Annotated in this window: 21 protein-coding genes; 12 read left to right on the forward strand and 9 right to left on the reverse strand. The window is 50.4% G+C overall.

Annotation, left to right across the window (positions count from 1 at the left end):
• Window positions 1-6: 6 nt before the first annotated feature.
• Complete coding sequence (locus IE181_RS06855; protein ID WP_191251164.1) at window positions 7-1,791, reverse strand: ABC transporter transmembrane domain-containing protein; 1,785 nt, start codon at window positions 1,789-1,791, stop codon at window positions 7-9.
• 209 nt (window positions 1,792-2,000) lie between these two features.
• On the opposite strand from IE181_RS06855, the gene rpmE reads away from it, so the two are divergent.
• From rpmE to IE181_RS06885, 6 genes are all read left to right on the forward strand, one after another.
• Window positions 2,001-2,225, forward strand: a complete 225-nt coding sequence (rpmE, locus tag IE181_RS06860) for a 50S ribosomal protein L31 (RefSeq protein ID WP_191251166.1) — start codon at window positions 2,001-2,003, stop codon at window positions 2,223-2,225.
• A 176-nt stretch (window positions 2,226-2,401) separates the two neighbouring features.
• Window positions 2,402-4,711 carry a TonB-dependent receptor gene (locus tag IE181_RS06865; protein ID WP_191251168.1) on the forward strand — a complete coding sequence of 770 codons (2,310 nt, stop codon included), beginning with the start codon at window positions 2,402-2,404 and terminating at the stop codon, window positions 4,709-4,711.
• Between the two features lie 259 nt (window positions 4,712-4,970).
• Window positions 4,971-6,380 carry a M20/M25/M40 family metallo-hydrolase gene (locus IE181_RS06870; protein ID WP_191251170.1) on the forward strand — a complete coding sequence of 470 codons (1,410 nt, stop codon included), beginning with the start codon at window positions 4,971-4,973 and terminating at the stop codon, window positions 6,378-6,380.
• A 121-nt stretch (window positions 6,381-6,501) separates the two neighbouring features.
• Entirely contained in the window at window positions 6,502-7,212 is a 711-nt protein-coding gene (locus IE181_RS06875) for an SDR family NAD(P)-dependent oxidoreductase (RefSeq protein WP_191251172.1), read from the forward strand.
• Window positions 7,213-7,407: 195 nt separating this feature from the next.
• On the forward strand, window positions 7,408-7,869 hold the full coding sequence (locus tag IE181_RS06880) for an Hsp20 family protein (protein WP_191251174.1): 462 nt from the start codon (window positions 7,408-7,410) through the stop codon (window positions 7,867-7,869).
• A gap of 223 nt (window positions 7,870-8,092) precedes the next feature.
• Window positions 8,093-9,217 (forward strand): serine hydrolase domain-containing protein, encoded by a 1,125-nt coding sequence (locus tag IE181_RS06885; protein WP_191251177.1) that lies wholly within the window; start codon window positions 8,093-8,095, stop codon window positions 9,215-9,217.
• Between the two features lie 52 nt (window positions 9,218-9,269).
• Here IE181_RS06885 and IE181_RS06890 read toward each other — a convergent pair whose 3' ends face one another.
• On the reverse strand, window positions 9,270-9,464 hold the full coding sequence (locus IE181_RS06890) for a DUF1192 domain-containing protein (RefSeq protein ID WP_191251179.1): 195 nt from the start codon (window positions 9,462-9,464) through the stop codon (window positions 9,270-9,272).
• A gap of 62 nt (window positions 9,465-9,526) precedes the next feature.
• Here IE181_RS06890 and IE181_RS06895 point away from each other — a divergent pair, with 62 nt between their 5' ends.
• Window positions 9,527-10,507, forward strand: a complete 981-nt coding sequence (locus IE181_RS06895) for an NAD(P)H-quinone oxidoreductase (RefSeq protein WP_191251181.1) — start codon at window positions 9,527-9,529, stop codon at window positions 10,505-10,507.
• A gap of 183 nt (window positions 10,508-10,690) precedes the next feature.
• Entirely contained in the window at window positions 10,691-11,329 is a 639-nt protein-coding gene (locus IE181_RS06900) for a DUF1013 domain-containing protein (RefSeq protein ID WP_191251183.1), read from the forward strand.
• A gap of 139 nt (window positions 11,330-11,468) precedes the next feature.
• Here the strand turns inward: IE181_RS06900 and IE181_RS06905 are convergent, their stop codons facing one another.
• Together IE181_RS06905 and IE181_RS06910 are read right to left on the reverse strand one after the other, a co-directional pair.
• On the reverse strand, window positions 11,469-11,642 hold the full coding sequence (locus IE181_RS06905; RefSeq protein ID WP_229819197.1) for a DUF465 domain-containing protein: 174 nt from the start codon (window positions 11,640-11,642) through the stop codon (window positions 11,469-11,471).
• A 170-nt stretch (window positions 11,643-11,812) separates the two neighbouring features.
• A complete protein-coding gene (locus tag IE181_RS06910) occupies window positions 11,813-12,247 on the reverse strand; it encodes a TIGR02444 family protein (RefSeq protein WP_191251185.1) in 435 nt (144 codons plus the stop codon).
• A 154-nt stretch (window positions 12,248-12,401) separates the two neighbouring features.
• Here IE181_RS06910 and IE181_RS06915 point away from each other — a divergent pair, with 154 nt between their 5' ends.
• The gene (locus tag IE181_RS06915) at window positions 12,402-12,599 is read left to right on the forward strand and encodes a YdcH family protein (RefSeq protein ID WP_191251187.1); all 198 of its coding nucleotides are present in this window, start codon (window positions 12,402-12,404) and stop codon (window positions 12,597-12,599) included.
• Window positions 12,600-12,616: 17 nt separating this feature from the next.
• Here the strand turns inward: IE181_RS06915 and IE181_RS06920 are convergent, their stop codons facing one another.
• A complete protein-coding gene (locus tag IE181_RS06920) occupies window positions 12,617-13,363 on the reverse strand; it encodes a GGDEF domain-containing protein (protein ID WP_191251189.1) in 747 nt (248 codons plus the stop codon).
• A 245-nt stretch (window positions 13,364-13,608) separates the two neighbouring features.
• Between IE181_RS06920 and purE the strand changes: the two genes are divergently transcribed.
• Both purE and IE181_RS06930 read left to right on the forward strand, forming a co-directional pair.
• Window positions 13,609-14,103 carry a 5-(carboxyamino)imidazole ribonucleotide mutase gene (purE, locus tag IE181_RS06925; protein WP_191251191.1) on the forward strand — a complete coding sequence of 165 codons (495 nt, stop codon included), beginning with the start codon at window positions 13,609-13,611 and terminating at the stop codon, window positions 14,101-14,103.
• Window position 14,104: 1 nt separating this feature from the next.
• Window positions 14,105-15,196, forward strand: a complete 1,092-nt coding sequence (locus tag IE181_RS06930) for a 5-(carboxyamino)imidazole ribonucleotide synthase (RefSeq protein ID WP_191251193.1) — start codon at window positions 14,105-14,107, stop codon at window positions 15,194-15,196.
• 63 nt (window positions 15,197-15,259) lie between these two features.
• On the opposite strand, the gene IE181_RS06935 is transcribed toward IE181_RS06930, so the two are convergent.
• The 4 genes from IE181_RS06935 to fsa all read right to left on the reverse strand — a co-directional run bounded on the left by IE181_RS06935 (window position 15,260) and on the right by fsa (window position 17,576).
• Window positions 15,260-15,724: a GNAT family N-acetyltransferase gene (locus IE181_RS06935; protein WP_191251195.1), complete on the reverse strand. Its 465-nt coding sequence runs from the start codon at window positions 15,722-15,724 to the stop codon at window positions 15,260-15,262.
• Between the two features lie 15 nt (window positions 15,725-15,739).
• The gene (locus IE181_RS06940; RefSeq protein WP_191251198.1) at window positions 15,740-15,997 is read right to left on the reverse strand and encodes a YjhX family toxin; all 258 of its coding nucleotides are present in this window, start codon (window positions 15,995-15,997) and stop codon (window positions 15,740-15,742) included.
• A gap of 199 nt (window positions 15,998-16,196) precedes the next feature.
• The gene (locus IE181_RS06945; RefSeq protein WP_191251200.1) at window positions 16,197-16,853 is read right to left on the reverse strand and encodes a hypothetical protein; all 657 of its coding nucleotides are present in this window, start codon (window positions 16,851-16,853) and stop codon (window positions 16,197-16,199) included.
• Window positions 16,854-16,922: 69 nt separating this feature from the next.
• Window positions 16,923-17,576 carry a fructose-6-phosphate aldolase gene (gene fsa / locus IE181_RS06950; protein ID WP_191251202.1) on the reverse strand — a complete coding sequence of 218 codons (654 nt, stop codon included), beginning with the start codon at window positions 17,574-17,576 and terminating at the stop codon, window positions 16,923-16,925.
• A 230-nt stretch (window positions 17,577-17,806) separates the two neighbouring features.
• Between fsa and IE181_RS06955 the strand changes: the two genes are divergently transcribed.
• Window positions 17,807-20,092: a primosomal protein N' gene (locus IE181_RS06955; RefSeq protein WP_229819200.1), complete on the forward strand. Its 2,286-nt coding sequence runs from the start codon at window positions 17,807-17,809 to the stop codon at window positions 20,090-20,092.
• Window positions 20,093-20,184 lie beyond the last annotated feature (92 nt).

Below are 20,184 nucleotides of genomic sequence, written 5' to 3' on the forward strand. Positions count from 1 at the left end.
AGCTATTTAATGCATACTGCCGAATTGTAGATCTGCCAGGCGTTTATAAAGACCGTCTTTTCGAGACAATTCATCGTGCGTGCCTTCGGCAACAATCCGGCCTTCATCCATGACGATAATGCGGTCTGCCTTTTTGACAGTTGCAAGTCGGTGGGCGATTACGATGGTGGTCCGACCCTCCATCAGATGTTCCAGTGCTTCCTGAACTTTCAGTTCTGATTCTGCATCAAGGGCACTTGTAGCTTCGTCCAGTAGAAGAACAGGTGCATCCCGCAGGATGGCCCGGGCGATCGCCAGCCTTTGACGCTGGCCCCCGGACAGGCGGGCTCCCCGTTCACCAAGCACGGTGTCAAAACCATTCTCGGAGGCTTCAATAAATTCAAGGGCGGCGGCGGCTTTTGCTGCTGCCCGCACTTCTTCGTCAGTGGCTTCCAGTCGACCATAGCGAATATTCTCTGCAATTGTGTCAGCAAAGATGATCGTCTCCTGGGGGACGAAAGACAGATGAGAGCGAAAGTCCTCTGGTGACGTGCTGGCAATATTAACGCCGTCCAGCGTTACCTGTCCATTCTGCGGGTCGTAAAACCGTAACAAGAGCTGGAGGACAGTTGTTTTACCTGCACCCGACGGCCCGACAAGCGCAACAGTTTCGCCTGGGCTTAGTGATAATGAGAAATCCTGGAGGGCAGCCACAGACGGTTTCATCGGGTAGAAGAATGTTACCTCGTCATAATTGATTGCACCTTTAACGGGCGCAGGCAGTGCAACAGGATTGGCTGGCGGTTTAATCTTTGACTCAGCAGACAGTAGTTCGGTCAGTCTGCCCGCAGCACCGGCAGCGCGCTGCAGTTCACTGTAAACTTCAGAAAGGGCGCCAAACGCCCCGGCAACAAACATGGCCTGCATAATAAAGGCAGCCATTTCGCCACCGGTCATGGTGCCGCTGATAACATCCTGAATTCCCTCATACAGGACAAGGGCGATGGCACCAAATACCAAAAAGATCATGATGGCGGTTAGCCATGCCCGTAACTTTATGCGCAATTTGGCGGCAGAGAAGGCATCGTCAACACTGTCGCCAAAACGTCTGGTTTCTTCATTTTCACGGGTGAAAGCCTGAACAATATTGATCGCCGCCAGCGATTCGTTTGCGCGTGCGCCCACATCGGCGACTTTGTCCTGACTTGTACGGCTAAGCTTGCGGACACGGCGCCCCATATAAATGATGGTGAACACTGCGATCGGAATCACGACCAGGATAAGTGCGACCAGTTTGGGCGACATGATAAAAAGACTGATGGTGCCGCCAATGGCGATCAGTAAATTACGGGCCCAGATAGAAACACTGGAGCCGACGATTGACTGAATAAGCGTTGTGTCTGCTGTTAGCCGCGAGACAATTTCACCGGGTCTGTTTTCTTCAAAAAACTCTGGGGACAGGGTGATCAGTCGTTCGTAGACCGCCTTGCGGATGTCGGCGACAACCCGTTCCCCGATCCAGGTGACAAAGTAGAACCGTAGTGCCGTTGAGGATGCCATAACAGCAACAATGATAACAAAAACAAGGAAGTAGCGGTCAACTGTCTCTGCATTTTGTGCGGTGAAGCCCTTGTCAATAATGTCACGAAACGCAAGAGGAATACCGAGAACGGTACCGGCTGCAATGACAAGAAAGAAGGCCGCAAGTGCGACGCGAACCTTATACCGGCCAATGTAAGACCACAAGGTTTTGAGGTTCGCCAGTTTGCCTTTTGGGGGCTGATGTTCTGTACGTGTGGAGGTGTCTGCCATTGTCTGTCGATCTTGCTTTATTATTCTTGGGCTTGTTTATATATTTTCTCTATATGGACCATTCGGACTGGAAATGAAATCCCTGTGCCGTGTAAAAATATGCATAGCTGCTATTTCTCTGAAACAGGCACGGACAAAAAATGACAATAGTGGCTTGCCAAGCAGATAAATTTCTCCTATATGGTCGGCTCGTTTTTGGAGATATGACCATGAAGCAAGATATTCATCCCGATTACCACACTATCACTGTGGCTATGACTGACGGGACAACTTTTGAGACTCGTTCTACTTGGGGCTCGGAAGGTGACACGCTTACACTTGAGATTGACCCTAAGTCCCACCCAGCGTGGACTGGTGGTACCCGTACTGTTCTTGAAGGCGGCCAGGTTGCTCGCTTTAACAAGCGCTTCGGTAACTTCTCTCTCAAGAAATAAGGCGTATCCTGTAAGGGAAACCGTCGACAGTTTTATCAAAGGCACTCTGATCCGTCAGGGTGCCTTTTTTATTGGTCGCTCTCACCGACAGAATCGGAGGCGCCAGCAGGCAAATCAGTATATCAGACTGAATCTGTCTTTTTGTTGTAATAATGTAACACATCAATGGAATGTGTATGGTCGAACGTATGGCGCTGGCCGTGTTCTGTATCTTTTCCACCCCGCAGTATGTAGAAGCTTTGATGCTGTTTGGTCGGGAGAAGCCAAGCAGTTTTTTGATGAAGCTTTTTTACAGTTTTGAGGGGAATTTAATGTCCGCAGTAGACAAGAAATTTTTAGTGGGGCTGCTTGCCTCGACAGCTCTGAGTGTTGGTGTTACGAGTGGTTCTGTTTCTGCACAGGAGGCCTCTCAGGCTTCTGGTGCTGCAGATATTCTTATTGAAGAAGTAATGGTCTATGGTACCAAGCGTTCTGCCGCTGAAAGTGCGCAGGGCGTACCAGCACAGATCGCTGCCTTTGGTACGCGTCAGTTGGAAGCACGTCAGGTGATTTCACTTGAAGACCTTGCAATGGCGTCACCGAACATTGCACTGGACGGTATTGGTACAACCCCAGGCGTTGCAAACTTCACTGTGCGCGGCCTTGGTATCAACAGTTCCATCCCGTCTATTGATCCAGCCGTTGGTGTGTTTGTCGACGGTGTGTATCTGGGAAGCACTTTTGGTGTTATCACCGATATGTTTGATGTGGAATCTGTAGAAATCCACAAGGGTCCACAAGGTGTTCTGTTTGGCCGTAACGTGACAGGCGGTGCGGTGCTTCTGCGCTCACGTCGTCCAGACGGTGAAACACGTGTTCGCGGTAAGGTGGGTATCGAAAGTGGCCTTCAGAAAATGGTCGGTTTGTCGGTTGAAGGCTCCTTGAGCGAAACGGTTTCTGCGAAACTGGCTGTTCAGTATAAAGACGATAACGGCTACTTCGATAATGAAACCGTAGACCGCAAGGTTGGCAAAGACGAAACATTACTCGTTCGCCCGATGATCGTTTACTCGCCAAGTGACCGTTTTGAAACAACGGTAATTTGGGAGCACGGTGAGAAAAAAGGCGACGGTCCTATCGATCAGGATTCGTCTCTAAACACGCCTGCGGATCCGTCCAAAGATATCAAGACGGTCTCTGATGAGCCGGGTTTTGTTGATCTTGACTGGGATCAGATCACGGTTGAATCTCGTTTGGACCTTGGTGTTGGTTCTATCACCAACGTATTTGGATATCGTGACCTGAGCCATAGTGGCCTGAGCGATATCGACAGCACGGCGCTTAACCTGTTCCATGCAACAACGTCTACAGAGTATGAGCAGATTTCCAACGAAATCCGCTATAACGCGATGGTTCGTGATAACTGGGAGCTGACAACTGGCTTCTTCTACTTCAGTGCTGATCTGGATTATAAAGAAGGCCGGTCACTTGTCTTCGGCTCCACTGAAATCGGCGGTGGCGGCACACAGGACCACGAAACCTGGGGTGCGTTCATCAACAACTATGTGGACCTGTCTGATCGTGTGACACTGCAGGCTGGCTTGCGCTACTCTTCTGAGAAGAAGGACGCAATTGTACGCCCGCTGGGTACCTGTGATTTTGAGTTCACCACTTGCGGTGCAGGCAACACAGACAATGATAAATGGACGAACTGGTCACCAAAGCTGGGTGTTCAGTATGCGCTGGATGATGATAAAACACTCTATGCACACTGGGCGAGAAGCTACCGTGCAGGTGGATATAACTTCCGGTCGCCGCTACCGAATCCAAAAGCATTTGACCCAGAGCGTGTAGATAGTCTGGAAGCCGGTTTGAAAGCCAAGTTCATGGACAACCGTGTACGTTTCAATGCAGCAGCCTTCTATAACAAGATCAATAACATGCAGCGTGAAGTAAACCTGGCTGATCCTGTTGTTGGTGTATTCCAGGATATCGCGAATACAGCGAACGGTCGTTTGATCGGTTTTGAGGCTGATACTGTCATCATGGTGACGGATAATTTCGTGATCAATGCTGGTCTTGGCTACATGGATGACAAATATACTGACGTACTGGTTGACTTGTCAGGTGACGGCGTTCTGGATCAGACAGATCTGGATCTACGGTTCCCACGTGTTGCAAAATGGACGTACAATCTTGGCTTCACATACGATATTCAGCTGGATTCTGGTGTAATCACGGCACGCGGTGACTATAGCTACCGCTCACGTTCACCATACACAGACCGTAACCATGCCTGGTTCAACACGCGTGAAGAACTGAATGCGGGTCTTAGCTACGAGCCACATTCTGGTAACTGGACCTTGGCACTGTACGCGAAGAACCTAACAGACGAAGCCGTAATCGGCGGTGTCACTGTCTTGCCGTTTGGTAGCTTTGGCGGGAACTATTTCTCCCCAATGCTGAAGGGTCGTCGTTACGGTGCGGAGCTTCGCTTCGAATTCTAGATGCGACAATCAGCGACATGAAATTGGGCATCCCGTTTGGTCGGGGTGCCTTTTTTCTTGGGGCAGCATACTGTAGCTATTGCATGGTGCCTGTCAGACTTTGGGCGTACGACAGTACACTGATATCTCAGCTCAACTAATTTAATAAACTTTATATTGTCCCCTGCCTTGATGATCGCCTATGGTGTGCGTCATCTTTAATTTAATCAATTAAATCTGTTTTCAAACTGGGGAACAGTGGAAACGTGGGGAGTTACCAATGAAATTTTTAAAGACAACACTTGCGGTCAGTTCGTTTGCATTGTTTGCAAGCGCGACCCTGCAAGCGGCAGATTTGTCTGCCCATGAAAAAATGGCGCGTGAAATCTATAAGGAAACGGTTGAGACGCCAACGTCTACGGATCATCCGGAAGCCATGTTCACGCTGACAGGTAATTTGAAAAACCGGTTCATGGAGGCAGGGTTTGCCGAGGAAGATATCACGCTTTTGAATGTTGATGGTCTGGGCGGCATGATTGTTCGCTATCCGGGTAAAGATCGTTCCAAGCAGGGCATCGGTTTTATGGCGCATCTGGATGTCGTGACAGCCAAGCGCAAGGACTGGGTGCTGGACCCGTTCGTGTTGACGGAAAAAGACGGCTTTTTCATGGGGCGCGGCACGGCAGACAATAAAGCGGGTGCCGTCGGACTTGCGGCGACCTTCATCAAGCTTAAAAAAGAAGGCTATGTGCCCGATCGTGACCTGGTGATTATTTACACGGGCGACGAAGAAACCGGCATGGTGACGACCAAGCATATCGCTGCCAACCGTGACAAGCTGTTGAATATTGAATTGATTTATAATTCTGATGCTGGCGGAGGCAGTATGGACGAAGACGGTAAGCCGCTCGCATACAGCATTCAGGCGGCTGAGAAGACATATATGACGCTTCTGCTGACGGTTACTAACTCTGGGGGGCATTCTAGCCAGCCACGTGACGATAATGCGATTTATCAGCTTATTGATGCGCTTCAGAAGGTAGAAGACTATTCCTTCCCACCACGCCTTAATCCGGTTAGCAAAATTATGCTGAACGTTGCAGCGGAAAATGAAACAGGCGAGATGAAGCAGGCGCTTCTGGATTTTGCCAACGATCCATCTGATATGGTGGCTGCAGATATTCTGTCAAACAATGTTCGGTATAACTCTATCACGCGTACAACATGTGTTACGACAATGCTAGAGGCAGGGCATGCAGAAAATGCCTTGCCACAATCAGCGCAGGCAACAGTTAACTGCCGTATTATGCCTGGTGTTGATCCGGCTGATGTGGAGCATGTTCTGGCTTCTGTTATTGGTGATGACGGCGTAGTTATTACCCGCAAGGCGGAACCAAGTTTTGCAGATGCTTCGCCTCTGCGTGAGGATGTGATTGCCGCAGTGAAATATGCAATGGCCGAAGAGTATGGCGAGTTGCCTGTTTCTGCCAATATGTCTGCGGGCGGTACAGATGGGAAAGAATTCCGCGCATATGGTATGCCTGTTTACGGTACGGGCGGTCTGTTTGGCCGCAAAGGCGACAGGGCAAACGCACACGGTCTGAACGAAAAAATCCGTGTTGATAGTTTCTATAAATCCCTGACGCACTGGGAACGCTTGATGAAGTTTGTTTCTGGCGGCGTGCAATAATTCTTCTCTGAAATTCAGTGGTTAGATATGGCCGCCTCCTGAAAAGGGGGCGGCTTTTTTAATCTGCGTGGATGGGCAGGGCGTATAAAAACTGACTAGCTGAGAACCAGAGGATTTTTTCATGGATGCAGTAGCAATTATTGGTGGCGGCGGGGCCATCGGTGCGGCGCTTGTAACAGAAATATCAGCACAGTTTCCGAACTGCACTGTATGGAGCTTCCAACGAAAAGCCCCTGAAAAAACGCCCGCCGGCGTTCGGTTTGAGACGATTGATGTCTGCGATGAACGCAGCGTCCAACAGGCTGCTGGGACAATAACCAAACCACTTGATCTGATCCTTGTAACAACCGGCATATTGCATAATGACACGGTGCACCCTGAGAAGTCGCTGAAAGATTTGAATGTAGATCAAATGGCGCAAGTGTTTGCTGTAAATACGGTTGGACCTGCACTGATACTGAAACATTTTTCTCCGAAACTGCACCGTGACAGGCGTGCGATATTTGCTGCGCTGTCTGCCCGTGTCGGCAGTATAGGCGATAACAGATTAGGAGGCTGGTATTCATATAGAATGTCGAAAGCCGGGCTGAATATGTTCCTGAAAACTGCCAGTATTGAACTGGGAAGAGGGCGTAAAGAAAGCATTGTCGTTGGCCTGCATCCAGGGACTGTGGACAGTGCCTTGTCAAAGCCTTTTCAAAAGGGTGTGCGGGAAGGTCAATTAAAGACGCCTGACAGTACAGCACAGCAGCTATTGTCGGTACTTCAGCGGCTGGACAGTGCCGATACTGGCTATGTATTCGACTATAAAGGGATTAAAATAGATTATTAAAATCAATGTGTTGGGGAAAATCGTATGGTCGCATGTCGATTTTTGGGTTTCAGGCCTTGAAGTCCCAAAAACTACTCCCAAATAGGATATATCGGTTGCCACTACTGGGGCCGATTGATTGAAAAGCCTGGCCATGGTGGCGGGCGTAAACCTGGGCTGACGTTGCCCACAGTCGCTTCTAAGGAGGACTATAAAATGAGACGTTATGACCTTTCTCCACTGCTTCGCAGTTCCGTAGGATTTGATCACCTGAACCGTTTGTTTGACAGCGTAGCAGGTACAGAAACAACAAATGCCTACCCACCTTATAATATCGAAAAAGTGTCCGAAGACGATTATCGGATCACAATGGCTGTTGCAGGGTTTTCCCCAGACGAACTGGATGTAACCGTAACAGATGGTACTCTTGTGATTTCGGGCCGGGCGCTGGACGATGACGAAGATCGTAGTTTCATCCATAAAGGCATTGCAAAGCGCGCGTTTGAACGCCGTTTCAGTCTTGCGGAAACAATTCAGGTTGGTGATGCTCGTTTTGAAAACGGCCTGTTGGATATCGAGCTGAAGCGTGTAATCCCCGACCATATGAAACCAAGATCGGTTGAAATCAAATCTGCGCAAACGTCAAAGCGCAAAGTGATTGAGGCTGACGCCGCATAAGTGGCGTTTCCTCCCTAAGGACGCCGGCTTCCTCTGTCTGCACCCTCCCCCCCCCCAACCCCAATGCAGGCAGGGGAAGCTCGGTTGTTCGATCATGTTTTTCCTCGCTGTCAGGTTTTTTCCTGACCCTTTCCCCACCCTGGGCTATTGCTTTCACCAGGGTGGTTTTTTCCGATAATCAGTGCTAGCTTCCGTCCCTATAAGAATAGGAATGGGGATGATAATGCGTTCTGTTTTATTGGGAATTTTACTCGTTGCGGGCTTGTTGCCTGCGTATGGTGATACAGCACTGGAAGAAGCGCTGCGACCACAATTTGAAGCCGCTGTTGCCCAAGATAATGTCGTGGGTATTACCTTTGCTATTGGGGCAGGTGACACACTATTGTGGGCAGAAGGTTTCGGCGATGCTGATTATAAATCTGGCGCGCCGGTAACTGTTGATACGAAAATGCGCCCGGGCAGTGTTTCCAAAATCATGACAGCTGCTCTGCTTGCACGCTTATATGAACGTGGGCTGGTTGATCTGGATACAGATGTATCAAGGCTGGTTCCCGAATATGGGCCGAAACAATGGCCGATCAGTTTGCGGCAGCTTACTACACATACGGCGGGTGTGCGTCACTATCGGGGTAATGAATTTGCAAGCAACGTGCACTATCCAACGGTTATTGATGGATTGGTGATTTTTTCTGCAGACCCCCTTGAATTTGAACCAGGGACCAAGGTTTCTTATACGTCCTACGGCTGGAATTTAATCAGTGCCGCGCTGGAGAAAATGGGCGGGGATGAATTTCTGGCTATGATGGACCGGGAAGTCTTCAAACCGCTAAATCTGGATAATACGCTGGCAGAGGATGTAACCAAAGACATCCCCAATTTGGCACGTTTTCATGTTGCAACTGGGTATGCACCCGATGTTGACAACAGTTACAAATGGGCCGGCGGCGGATTTACAACAACCGCAACAGATATGATGTATTTTGGCCTTGCCCATGTGAAGCCGGGATATTTGAAAGCTGAGACACTGGACCTGCTTTTCAAGGAGCAGCAGCTTAATGACGGCACACCAACCGGATTTGGAATTGGCTGGATGGTAGGTCAGCGGATGCAGGACCGTTTGAAATCAGGTGATGATCAGAAACTGTCAAATGCTGCTTGTGACTATATGGTATGGCATTCTGGTGGTTCCATGGGGGCTGTTGCTTTGCTGCTGGTGGATCCGGAAGCCGATATCAGTGTGGCGTTGATGGCTAACCATCAGGACAGCTATCCTACACTCCAGCGTATTGGTTTGGCGGCGCTAAGGAAACAGCAGGAAATCAGAGGAAAAACCTGTCCGGCATCCTAACGGATGGGAACAATGAAATACCAAACGCACAGTAGAGTGCGTTTGGTGTGGATCAGGATTTAAAAAGCGCTTCTGCGGCGGCCATACTATTCGATTTTCCTGCCATATCCGCTTTCGTACGGGCAATTTCACATTCAAGCCGGTGAATGCGGTCTTCAAGTTCTGCAACGCTATAGTCGTATAAATCTTCTTTTTCGACCGCAGACAGAGGGCTGTCTTTACGCATAGGCAGATCATCATCATCCATGTCTTGTCTCCAGATTTGTTCCGGCCCATAGTGGCACCAACTGGAACAAGGAGGCAAGCACCATGAAAGCCGTAGAAATAGAAAAGCCGGGTGGACCGGAAGTACTCAAAGTATGTGATCGACCGGTCCCAACCCCAGGTGACGGGGAAGTGCTGATAAAGGTTGCAGCGGCTGGTGTAAATCGCCCGGACTGTGTGCAGCGACTGGGGCTGTATCCCCCGCCGCCGGGTGCCAGTGATATTCCGGGTCTGGAAGTTGCTGGTGTGGTTGAGGCTCTTGGTGCGTCTGTCCAGGGTATTGCCATTGGCGATGCAGTTTGTGCGCTGGTCCCAGGGGGCGGTTATGCACAGTATGTTACGGCACCAAGGGAGACAGTTCTGCCCGTGCCGAAGGGCTTCAGCATGGTCGACGCGGCTGCCTTGCCAGAGACCTATTTCACCGTCTGGTCAAATGTGTTTGACCGGGCAGGACTAAAGGCTGGCGAAAAGTTCCTGGTTCATGGCGGCTCTTCCGGTATTGGCAGTACCGCAATCCAGTTGGCAAAGGCCTTTGGCGCAACTGTCTTCACGACAGCAGGCAGTGCGGACAAGGTCGCCTTCTGCAAGTCGCTGGGGGCAGATTTTGCCATAAATTACCGTGAACAGCAGTTTGAAGACGTCGTGCAAGCCGAAACCGGTGGGCAGGGCGTGAATGTGATCCTTGATATGGTTGGTGGGGCGTATTTAAACAGAAACATAAGCTGTATGGCGCTTGAAGGCAGACATGTTTCCATTGCATTTCTGACCGGCCCCACTGCAGAGGTTACTATGATGCCAGTGATGCTGAAGCGTCTTGTCCTGACCGGCAGTACGCTGCGGCCACGTGATAATGGCTTTAAGGGCGCTATTGCGGGTAATCTGCGGGACAATGTCTGGCCGCTACTGGAAGCAGGTACCGTGCGTCCTGTTATTGATACTGTGCTTCCCCTTGCGGATGCTGCTGCGGCGCATACCCTGATGGAGTCCAGTCGACATATGGGCAAAATCATTCTGACCGTCGATTAAAATCGGTGACAGACTGTATTTATCCTGATAATAAAGGTGTTCGGGAGGAGATTCCCTTCCCCCCTCATTCACCAAAAGGTAGCTTACGGGTTGAGGGCAGCGAGCCAGAGCGGTTTGCTGGACCGGCTTCTATTGTCGTCGGGACTGTGGATATTCGAGGACGTAATTTGAGAGGATTAAGGCATGACACAGCCTCTTATGCCAATGGCAACTGCCGTATGGCTGGTAGATAATACGACCCTGACTTTTGATCAGATTGCAGAATTTTGCGGTCTCCATAAGCTTGAGGTGCAGGGTGTTGCAGATGGTACTGTTGGTGCGCATATCGTGGGGCTTGACCCTACAACGAATGCACAGCTGACGTGGGATGAAATTAAACGTTGTCAGGATGACAGCACAGCTTCCCTGAAACTGCTGGAAGATGAAGTGAAGGCGATGCCGCGCACCAAGGGGCCCCGGTACACACCTGTTTCCAAGCGGCAGGATAAGCCCGATGCTATTGCATGGCTTGTGCGTAATCATCCGGAGCTGAGCGACCTACAGATCAGTCGTCTGGTTGGAACAACCAAGCCAACAATTCAGGCAATCCGGGGTAAAACACATTGGAATTCTTCCAATATTAAACCTCAGGACCCTGTAGGTCTGGGCCTGTGTAAGCAGCTTGAACTGGATGCAGCTGTAAAACTGGCTAGTGCGCGCAAAGAAAAAATGCTTGCCAAGGGTGATGCCCCTGCAGACGGTGCGGCGGATGCGTCTGAGGCAGATGTCACTGTAGCTGAAGCGCCTGCAGCAGAGGATGATACGCTCGCAACTGATACCTAAGGTTATTGCTATTCCGTTGTTGGGATAACAAAAGCAAGTGTCTGGTGGATTGTTTTCATAACGAAGCTGCAGAGAGCGACACAAAGAAAAACGCACGGCATATGCCGTGCGTTTCTGCATTTCCTGGTGATATCTGACGTTAATGTCGTGTCATCAAGCTTGCCATTTCTTCTTTAATTCGAAGTTTCTTCTTTTTGAGTTGGGAGAGTTTCATAGTGTCTGGAACAGGTCGATGTTCTTCACGGGAGATAGTTTCTTCAATTTCAGCATGTTTATTGGCCAGAGATTCTACATGCGTTTCAATACTCATCATTCGCTCTCCTTCTATGTATAATTACCAATAACATTTGATCATCAATGTCATATGTTTGTCACGTGAAAAGTGTCAAATCCGCGTTTGATCTTGATTCTGCTTGAGAATTGGCAGCACACTTCCATGTGCCCTGTCATCGGCGCTGATTGGGTAGGGGCGGGACTCGTACGCTAGTCCTGTGATTTTAGCTTAAGAAGCTTTGCCTGAAGTGTCTGCGGCAAGGCCAGGCTTTTCAGATATTCTGCCGCTAGTCTGCCTGATCCATCACATGGCTTGCAGGCGGCGACCAATGCTTTTTGCTCCTGCTTTTCCAGGCGTAGTTCCTGCGCCTTCAGGTCATCATAGTCGGCGGTGCCCTGTGCGCTGCGCCTGCGTTGTCTGAGGGGGGCCAGATGTACAGATTGCCAGTGGTGAGACAGGGAATATAGCTCCTTGATGGTGTCACCGGTCAGGTGTTTGTTGTGTTGGTCAAGGTAGAGAAAGAGCAAGGCAAGATTGATATCCATGCCGAATCGGTCCTGAGCATCGAGAAAAGCGTCCTTCATGCCCTGCTGTCCGTAGCGCTGTACTGACCAATTCCAAAAATTATCCTCAAAATCAATCAATTGTACAATTTTCCCGTTTATCTATGCCAGTCTTTCTTCTCCCGTTATAGAAGACATGGTATAATCGCGCCGTCAACATGTCAGACATATCTATATTGCTTAGATACGGTACTGTGTGGCACATATTGGCGGGTGCTTACGGAGTTTCAAAACTATGGATGATCAGGCAATCCAGCAACGGCTTTCAGAAGTTCTGGAAGAGCATCGTGATTTGGACGATGCTATTCAGTCAATGATGTCTGTTGGCACTTTTGATCATTTGCAGGTTCAGCGGTTGAAAAAACGTAAGTTGATCTTGAAAGACCAAATATCCAAATTGGAAGATATGCTGCTTCCTGACATTATCGCCTGATAGGGCTATAGCATCCGTTAGCGTGGCTCCGCATTTTTCATCGCCCGTTTTTTCTCATACATAGCACGGTCAGCTTTATCGATGACTTCTTTGGGTTCATCATTGCCAGAGAAAGTATAAGTGCCAAATGCCATTTTCAGGGAATAGGGCTTACCGTTAATCTCGATCGGATGGGACTGTATCAGGTTGATCAGGGCCTCGGCCTTGTTATGGCCAACACTATCGTCCGCCTGTGCCAGTATCAGACCGAACTCGTCACCGCCCAGACGGGCGACAATATCAGTGTCGCGTACATTTGCGATCAAGAGATTAGCCACATGCAACAGAACCTGATCACCAACATCATGTCCGTACGTGTCGTTGAAATATTTCATGTCGTTTAAGTCGATGAAGACGAGTGTAGACGGCGCGCCGTACCGCTGGGCAAAACTGATCATGCGACTAAGTTCACGTACAAAGGCTCGCCGGTTTGGAATAGGCAGAAGCGGATCCATATCGGCCAGGTCTTCAATGTCTTTAAGGCGTTTGTTCGCTTCATGCAATTCGCGGCGCAGGGCGTCAACTTCCTCGACCAATTGCATGATAGCGCGCTGGACCGCAGGGGTCATTTCATCTGCAGGAATACTTTGTACTTCTACGGTGTCATGAATATCACGCACGGAAGACGGCGTTCCAACACGTGTCGTTGATCCGCTTTTCTGCGTGCGCCCCGTGGCGGCAGCCCGACCAGGACCATACGTCCCAGGGGTGTTGGATATCTTCATGACCACTCCAATTCTTGTGTGTTCAAGTACCTGAATTCTATCAGTCTATATTGTCTATCTTATTATATAGTAAATGGGAATCCCTCTTTTAAGGGTTTAGTGATGCTATGCTTGTGATCGCGTACGGTGTCAGAGCTGTCGGCAGTTGATATTGTGCGCTTGCATATAATTTGTGCGTGCATATAATGCGACGCCTTGTGGCGCAGGTGCGCTGGACCTTGAACAAAATAGGGCAAGCATTCTCTATGAGTAACGATACGCCGGTTGTCGGAATTATTATGGGTAGTCAATCTGACTGGCCTACAATGAAGCATGCAGCTACGGTGCTTGAAGATCTGGGCGTCGCTTTTGAAGCCCGGATTGTTTCTGCACACCGGACGCCAGATCGCTTGTACGAGTATGCCAAGTCTGCAAAAGACCGAGGGTTGAAATGCATTATCGCCGGCGCTGGCGGTGCTGCTCATCTGCCTGGCATGACGGCCGCCATGACGGCCCTGCCGGTGTTTGGTGTACCGATCAAAAGCAGCACCCTGTCCGGTAATGACAGCCTGCTTTCTATTGTTCAAATGCCTGGCGGTATCCCTGTGGGGACGCTCGCGATTGGTAAAGCGGGTGCCATCAATGCAGGCCTGCTGGCTGCCAGCGTCATGGCGTTGATGGACGATGATTTGGCTGAAAGGCTGGAAGCATGGCGCGCGGCCCAGACGGCCAGTATCGCCGAAGAACCTGTGGATGAATAAAATGGGCGCTCAAAATCTGACAGTTATTAAGCCCGGTGGCACGATCGGCATCCTTGGCGGCGGGCAGCTCGGCCGTATGATTGCTATGGCTGCGGCCAGACTTGGCTATAAAAGCCATATTTATTGTCCCGACCGCAGAAGCCCTGCGTTCCAGACGGCACACCAGTTCACGATTGCGGAATATGAAGACGAAGAGTCACTCGAAGTTTTCGCCAAATCTGTGGACGTGGTCACCTACGAATTTGAAAATGTTCCTGCGCAAACAGCAGATATTGTGGCGCGTCATACGCTTCTTCGCCCAGGTGCCAATGCATTGAAAGTGGCGCAGGACAGATTGGTTGAAAAAGATTTCCTGAATGACAGCGGTGTGAAAACGGCACCGTATGCAGCCTTTACAACACGCGAAGAACTTGATGTTGCGATTAAGACGATTGGTCGCCCTTGTGTGGCGAAGACCCGCCGTTTTGGGTATGACGGCAAGGGGCAGATGATGATCAAGGCGCGGGCTGATATTGACAATGTTCTGGAAGTGACGGCGGGTGCACCGGCCATTTTAGAAGGTTTCATCAAGTTTGACCGCGAGATCAGTGTCATCGTTGCCCGGTCTGAAAGCGGTGATGTGGCTGCTTTCCCGGTTGGCGAAAATGTCCATACGGATCATATTCTGGATACTACCAAAATCCCGGCAACGCTGAAGCCCGCGATCGAAGCCAAGGCAAAGGTCATGGCAACGCGGATTGCAAACGCGCTTGAATATATTGGTATTCTGACGGTGGAAATGTTTGTGGTTGATGCCACAAACGAAGTGATCGTCAATGAAATTGCCCCCCGCGTTCATAATAGTGGCCACTGGACCATTGAAGGCGCGGTAACCAGCCAGTTCGAGCAGCATGTTCGAGCGATTTGTGGTCTGCCACTTGGTTCACCCGTGGCCAAAGGCCGGGTGGAGATGAAGAATCTGCTTGGGGAAGATATTCTTGAGTATGAGAAATATCTTCTGGATGAAACGGCCCATTTCCATCACTACGGCAAATTAGAGCCGCGGAAAGGCCGAAAGATGGGGCACGTTACCTGGGTTTTTGAAAACGAATAAACAGTAGTGTAAAGAGCGCCCCTTGAGGCGCTCTTTACTTTTCATGTTTTCCAGCCCGGCCATTTATGCCGGCGGTGTAGACTTTTCAAGAACTGTGTAGTGAATGTCGTATTCATCCTGAAACTGCCGTACAGGTTTCCATCCGTGTTTTTGATAGAAATTCATTGCCTGTAGATTGTTGGTGAAACAATCCAGGGTCAGGCGTTTATGTGTTTTAAGCAGAATGTCTTCAAGTGCTGCTAGTAGACGGCTACCGGCCCCGGACCGGTGCATTTGATGGTGTATCATCATCAGATCGACACGATTGTCCCGGTATGTGCCCGCGCCAATCAATTGATCGTCACTATAAAGGCATAGCGTCGTGTCCTTATTCTGAGAGAAATAGGACGGCACAGCGCCGCTTTTGGTATATGTCTCTACGGTATCTGCCCCAATGATAGTGGGGTAGCAACGCCGGATGGTTGCATAGCAAATATCCGGCAGCTTCTGAATGTCAGCATTAGTGGCAGGTTTAATATGTAGTGTCATGTGATCGAGTCCTTTCTAGCGATTGTTCATCTGCGAACGGACTACAGAAAGACCGAGCGAGGATATCCGGTACGGCCGGGAATTCCGACTGCTGATCAGGCGACGTTTCTTCAGGCGCTTGAAAAGATCAACGTTAAAACCGGTTAAATGCCAGCCGTCTCTGTTTACACAGTCTGCCTGGATAATTTTGCGCGTGGTATCGCGCGTCAGGAGGACCGCACCACCCTGTGCCAGCACGTGCAAGGCGCGCTGTTCCTGTTTGGAAATATTCAATGGATTTCTCCGAGATAGCAAAAACCTTCTTCTGCGAACGGTGTGCAGAAGGTGAGAAAGATTTTTTCCCTGCCTGCTGGATCACGCAGATGCGTGCCGGGCAGGGTTTATCGGGTCTCGGATAGTGTATTAGTAGACAAAAAAGCTCCTGTGTTTGTCTGCCGTGACTTTAATCGGCAGAGGATGATGGAGCAAGAATTTATTTTTTTGTCAGCACCCATGTTGCCCAGTCGGCTTCTACATCAAAGCCGTATGTGTCGGCAAAATTGTTCACAACCTGACGCATGGGGTAACCGTACGCGCGGTTCCAGTGCCAGTCGTCACCGGTGATGCGAGCGTTTGGCCAGAGTTTATGGCTGACTTCCAGTTCATCGGGCTGTTTTGTGCAATCTATATATACCAGGTCTGGCACAACACCGATTTCGGCGATTTTATAGAGCGCAGCAGGTGAATAATCCCGAACCGGAATGAAACGGTCCTGATAGTCAAGGATATTGGCCATGGCGGTCAGAAATGGCGTCTGGCTTTCGACATCTGCAACAAACTGTAGCTGTGTTTCCTTATCCGGGTAGGCGCGGGTCAGATTTGGCCGTCCTATGTAACGTCTGCACTGTTCTGTCAGTCCTTCCTCATCCCAGGGATCAACGCCAATGACGATCAGATTGGGATCCAGTTCCAGCCACCGTCTGGTTGATGCACACAGAAAGCAGCCAATTTCCAGCATGATTTTGGGTTTGTCTTCTTTGATGATCGCGTCGATCATTTCGCGACCGCCGCCACCCAGGGTGTAATTCCACGGTGTTGTTCCGTCAGGAACGGACGGGAAAGGGTATTGTTTTATCAAGTCATCAAGCATGGTGTACTCGCATTGAAAAGGCGGCACCAGTGACAGTCCCGCCTTTTCATGATCTGAATTTGACCGCTCTTAAAGGATTGAGAAGCCTGTAGCGGCCCAGTCTTTATCAAAACCAGCCAGGCCATTTGTTGTCAGTGGATGATTAAAGAGCTTCTTCATCGCGTCCCACGGCATGGTGGCAACATCCGCACCGATCCGGGCACTTTCAAGAATATGCGCTGGGTGACGTACGGAGGCGACCAGAATTTCTGTATCAAAACCATAGTTGTCATAGATAACACGAATGTCTTCGATCAGTTCCATGCCGTTAAAACCAACATCGTCATGACGTCCAACGAACGGAGAAATGAAGCTGGCGCCTGCTTTTGCAGCCAAAAGAGCCTGGTTGGCAGAGAAGCACAGCGTAACATTGACCATGATACCTTCTGCGCGCAGGGCTTTACAGGTTTTCAATCCGTCAATAGTCAGCGGCACCTTAACAGCAATTTTATCAGAAATCTTCGCACATTTCAGACCTTCTTTCAGCATGGTCTCGTGGTCGTGCGCAACGGTTTCGGCAGATACGGGACCATCTACCAGTGCAGCAATTTCGGTAATCACTTCAAAGAAGTCGCGACCAGCTTTTTTGATCAGCGAAGGGTTGGTTGTTACACCGTCGAGTAGTCCTGTATCATTCGCTTCACGAATTTCGTCGATGTTGGCGGTGTCGAGGAAAAATTTCATCCGTTTGTCTCCTTGTCGTCCCTTGTCTGACTGTCAGTCGACAAACTGACGCCGGTTTCGGTGGCGGGACGTTTGTTTCAACGCACTGACTACCTGAGTCGCCCCCCGCAATCAAGCGGAAAGCCTGCTGGGCGGCGCAAGGGCGGCATGTCTGTGATCATACTACGGGGTTGATGGGTGATGGTGCATATACCAATGTGCAAATATGCCATTGGAGAAAACGATCAGTCATGGCATGTACAGTTAGAGAGGATGAGGGTAAAGAACGGTTTATGCAGCACGGTTTTTTCGATGACAGGGAGCAGTCTCAGACTGAAACGGGGCCAAAAGGTACGGTCCTGCGTGTGCCTGTTGTGACAACTGCTCCTCTTGGTGTGCTTGATTACCGGTGGGATAATGAGATGCCGCCGCCTGAACCCGGTTTAATTGTTGAAGTTCCCCTGGGCGGGCGCAAGGTGCGCGGGGTCATCTGGCATAAGGCGAGCGATCAGAGCGGCAAAAAAGTCTCAGATGCCAAGCTGAAGTCCATAGAAAAGCTGTATGACGTCCCACCTTTGTCGGAAGAGTTACTGAAGTTAGTTGCCTGGGTTGCAGCCTATACTTTGTCGCCACTGGGAAGCGTTTTGAAAATGTGCCTGCCTGTCCAGGCTGCCCTCGAGGAAGGGCCTTCACAGACAGGCGTATGCTGGACGGCGGACTGTGCCCCACCAGCGCGCATGACGCACGCACGACAGGCCGTGTTGGACGCAGCTGCCGATGGCAGGGTGCGTACGGTCCCTGAACTTGCCAAGACTGCCTCTGTCAGTGATGCGGTTGTGCGCGGCCTTATGAAGTGCAGGGCGCTGCAAACAACCACGATTGCGGCGGATAGTCCTTATGGGCAACCAGATATATCTAGGCACGGCCCAGAATTGTCTCAGGAACAGACAATTGCTGCAGAGGCAATTAAAAACGCTGTTTTCACAGGTGGTTTTGCGCCCTTTCTTTTGGACGGCATTACCGGATCGGGCAAGACCGAAGTCTATTTTGAAGGGCTTGCAGAAGCCTTGAAGACTGGCGGTGCGCAAGTTTTGGTTCTTGTGCCGGAAATTGCCCTGACAAGTCAGTGGCTGGATCGGTTTCATCACCGGTTTGGTGTTCGCCCGGTTGTTTGGCATAGCGACGTCGGTCAGGCGGAAAGACGACGCGCCTGGCGTCAGATTGCTACGGGTGAAGCGCGGGTTGTTGTCGGGGCGCGGTCTGCCCTGTTCCTGCCATTTCGGCACTTGGCCTTCATTACAGTGGATGAGGAGCATGATCCATCTTACAAGCAGGAAGAGGGTGTTCTGTACCACGGCAGAGATATGGCGGTTGTGCGGGCGAAATATGCGGAATGCCCGATCGTGTTGGCCAGCGCCACACCGTCGATGGAGAGTTTGGTCAATGCGAATAGTGGCAGATACGTCTGCCTGAAGCTGCGTGAACGTCATGGTCAGGCAGTCTTGCCGGACATTCATACGATTGATATGCGCAAGCATCCGCCCGCTGCTGGTAGTTGGCTATCACCAAAACTAAAAGAGGCCATTGATAAAAGGTTGTTCCGGCATGAACAGACCATGCTGTTTCTGAACAGGCGTGGGTATGCGCCGCTTACGCTGTGTCGGACATGCGGTCACAGAATTGAATGCCCTAACTGTTCTGCATGGCTCGTTGAGCACCGGTTCAAGCATAAGCTTGAATGCCATCACTGTGGTCATGAAATTCCTGTGCCCGAGGCATGCCCCCAGTGTGATACTGCTGATAGTCTGGTAGCGTGTGGCCCCGGGGTTGAAAGGCTTTTTGAAGAAGTTAACCGGGACTTTCCGTCCGCCCGTATTGGGGTGATGACAAGCGATACGATGGAAAGTCCGACCGAGACAGCCACGATGGTGCACCAGATTGCCGAGGGGCGTCTTGATATTATTATCGGGACGCAGATCGTCACGAAAGGGTACCATTTTCCAAACCTGACACTTGTTGGTGTTATTGATGCCGACCTTGGGCTTAGGGGAGGCGACTTACGTGCGGGTGAGCGCACTTATCAACAGTTGGAGCAGGTCGCAGGCCGGGCGGGCCGTGCCGATAAGCCGGGTGAAGTCCTGTTGCAGAGCTATGAGCCGGATCATCCAGTAATCACCGCACTTGCCAATAATGATGGTGAACATTTAATGCGGCTTGAGGGCGAGGCGCGGGAAAAGCTTCATATGCCCCCGTTTGGACGGCTTGCAGCGTTGATCTTATCGGGACCTAACCAGCGGACTGTGATGGAGCAGGGGCGATTGTTGGCGGTTAGTGCGCCAGCATCCGGGAGTGTCCAGGTCTATGGGCCCGCTCCGGCGCCGATGGCACGGGTTAGAGGGAATTTCAGAATGAGAATGCTTTTGCATGCACATAAAGGGGAACCTGTACAGGTGATTATCCGGGACTGGTTCGGACGCACCAAAATGCTACCAGAGGTGAAGGTGAAAGTGGACATTGACCCGTATAGCTTTATGTAACGGATGCAATCAGTTTGTAAAAATGTGGGCCTTTAATACAATAAGTTGATAGCATTTGGTGGCATTTTTTGTCAGACTAGTGGCCGAATCGT

This window comes from Kordiimonas sediminis (assembly GCF_014656395.1).
GTDB lineage: Bacteria > Pseudomonadota > Alphaproteobacteria > Sphingomonadales > Kordiimonadaceae > Kordiimonas_A > Kordiimonas_A sediminis.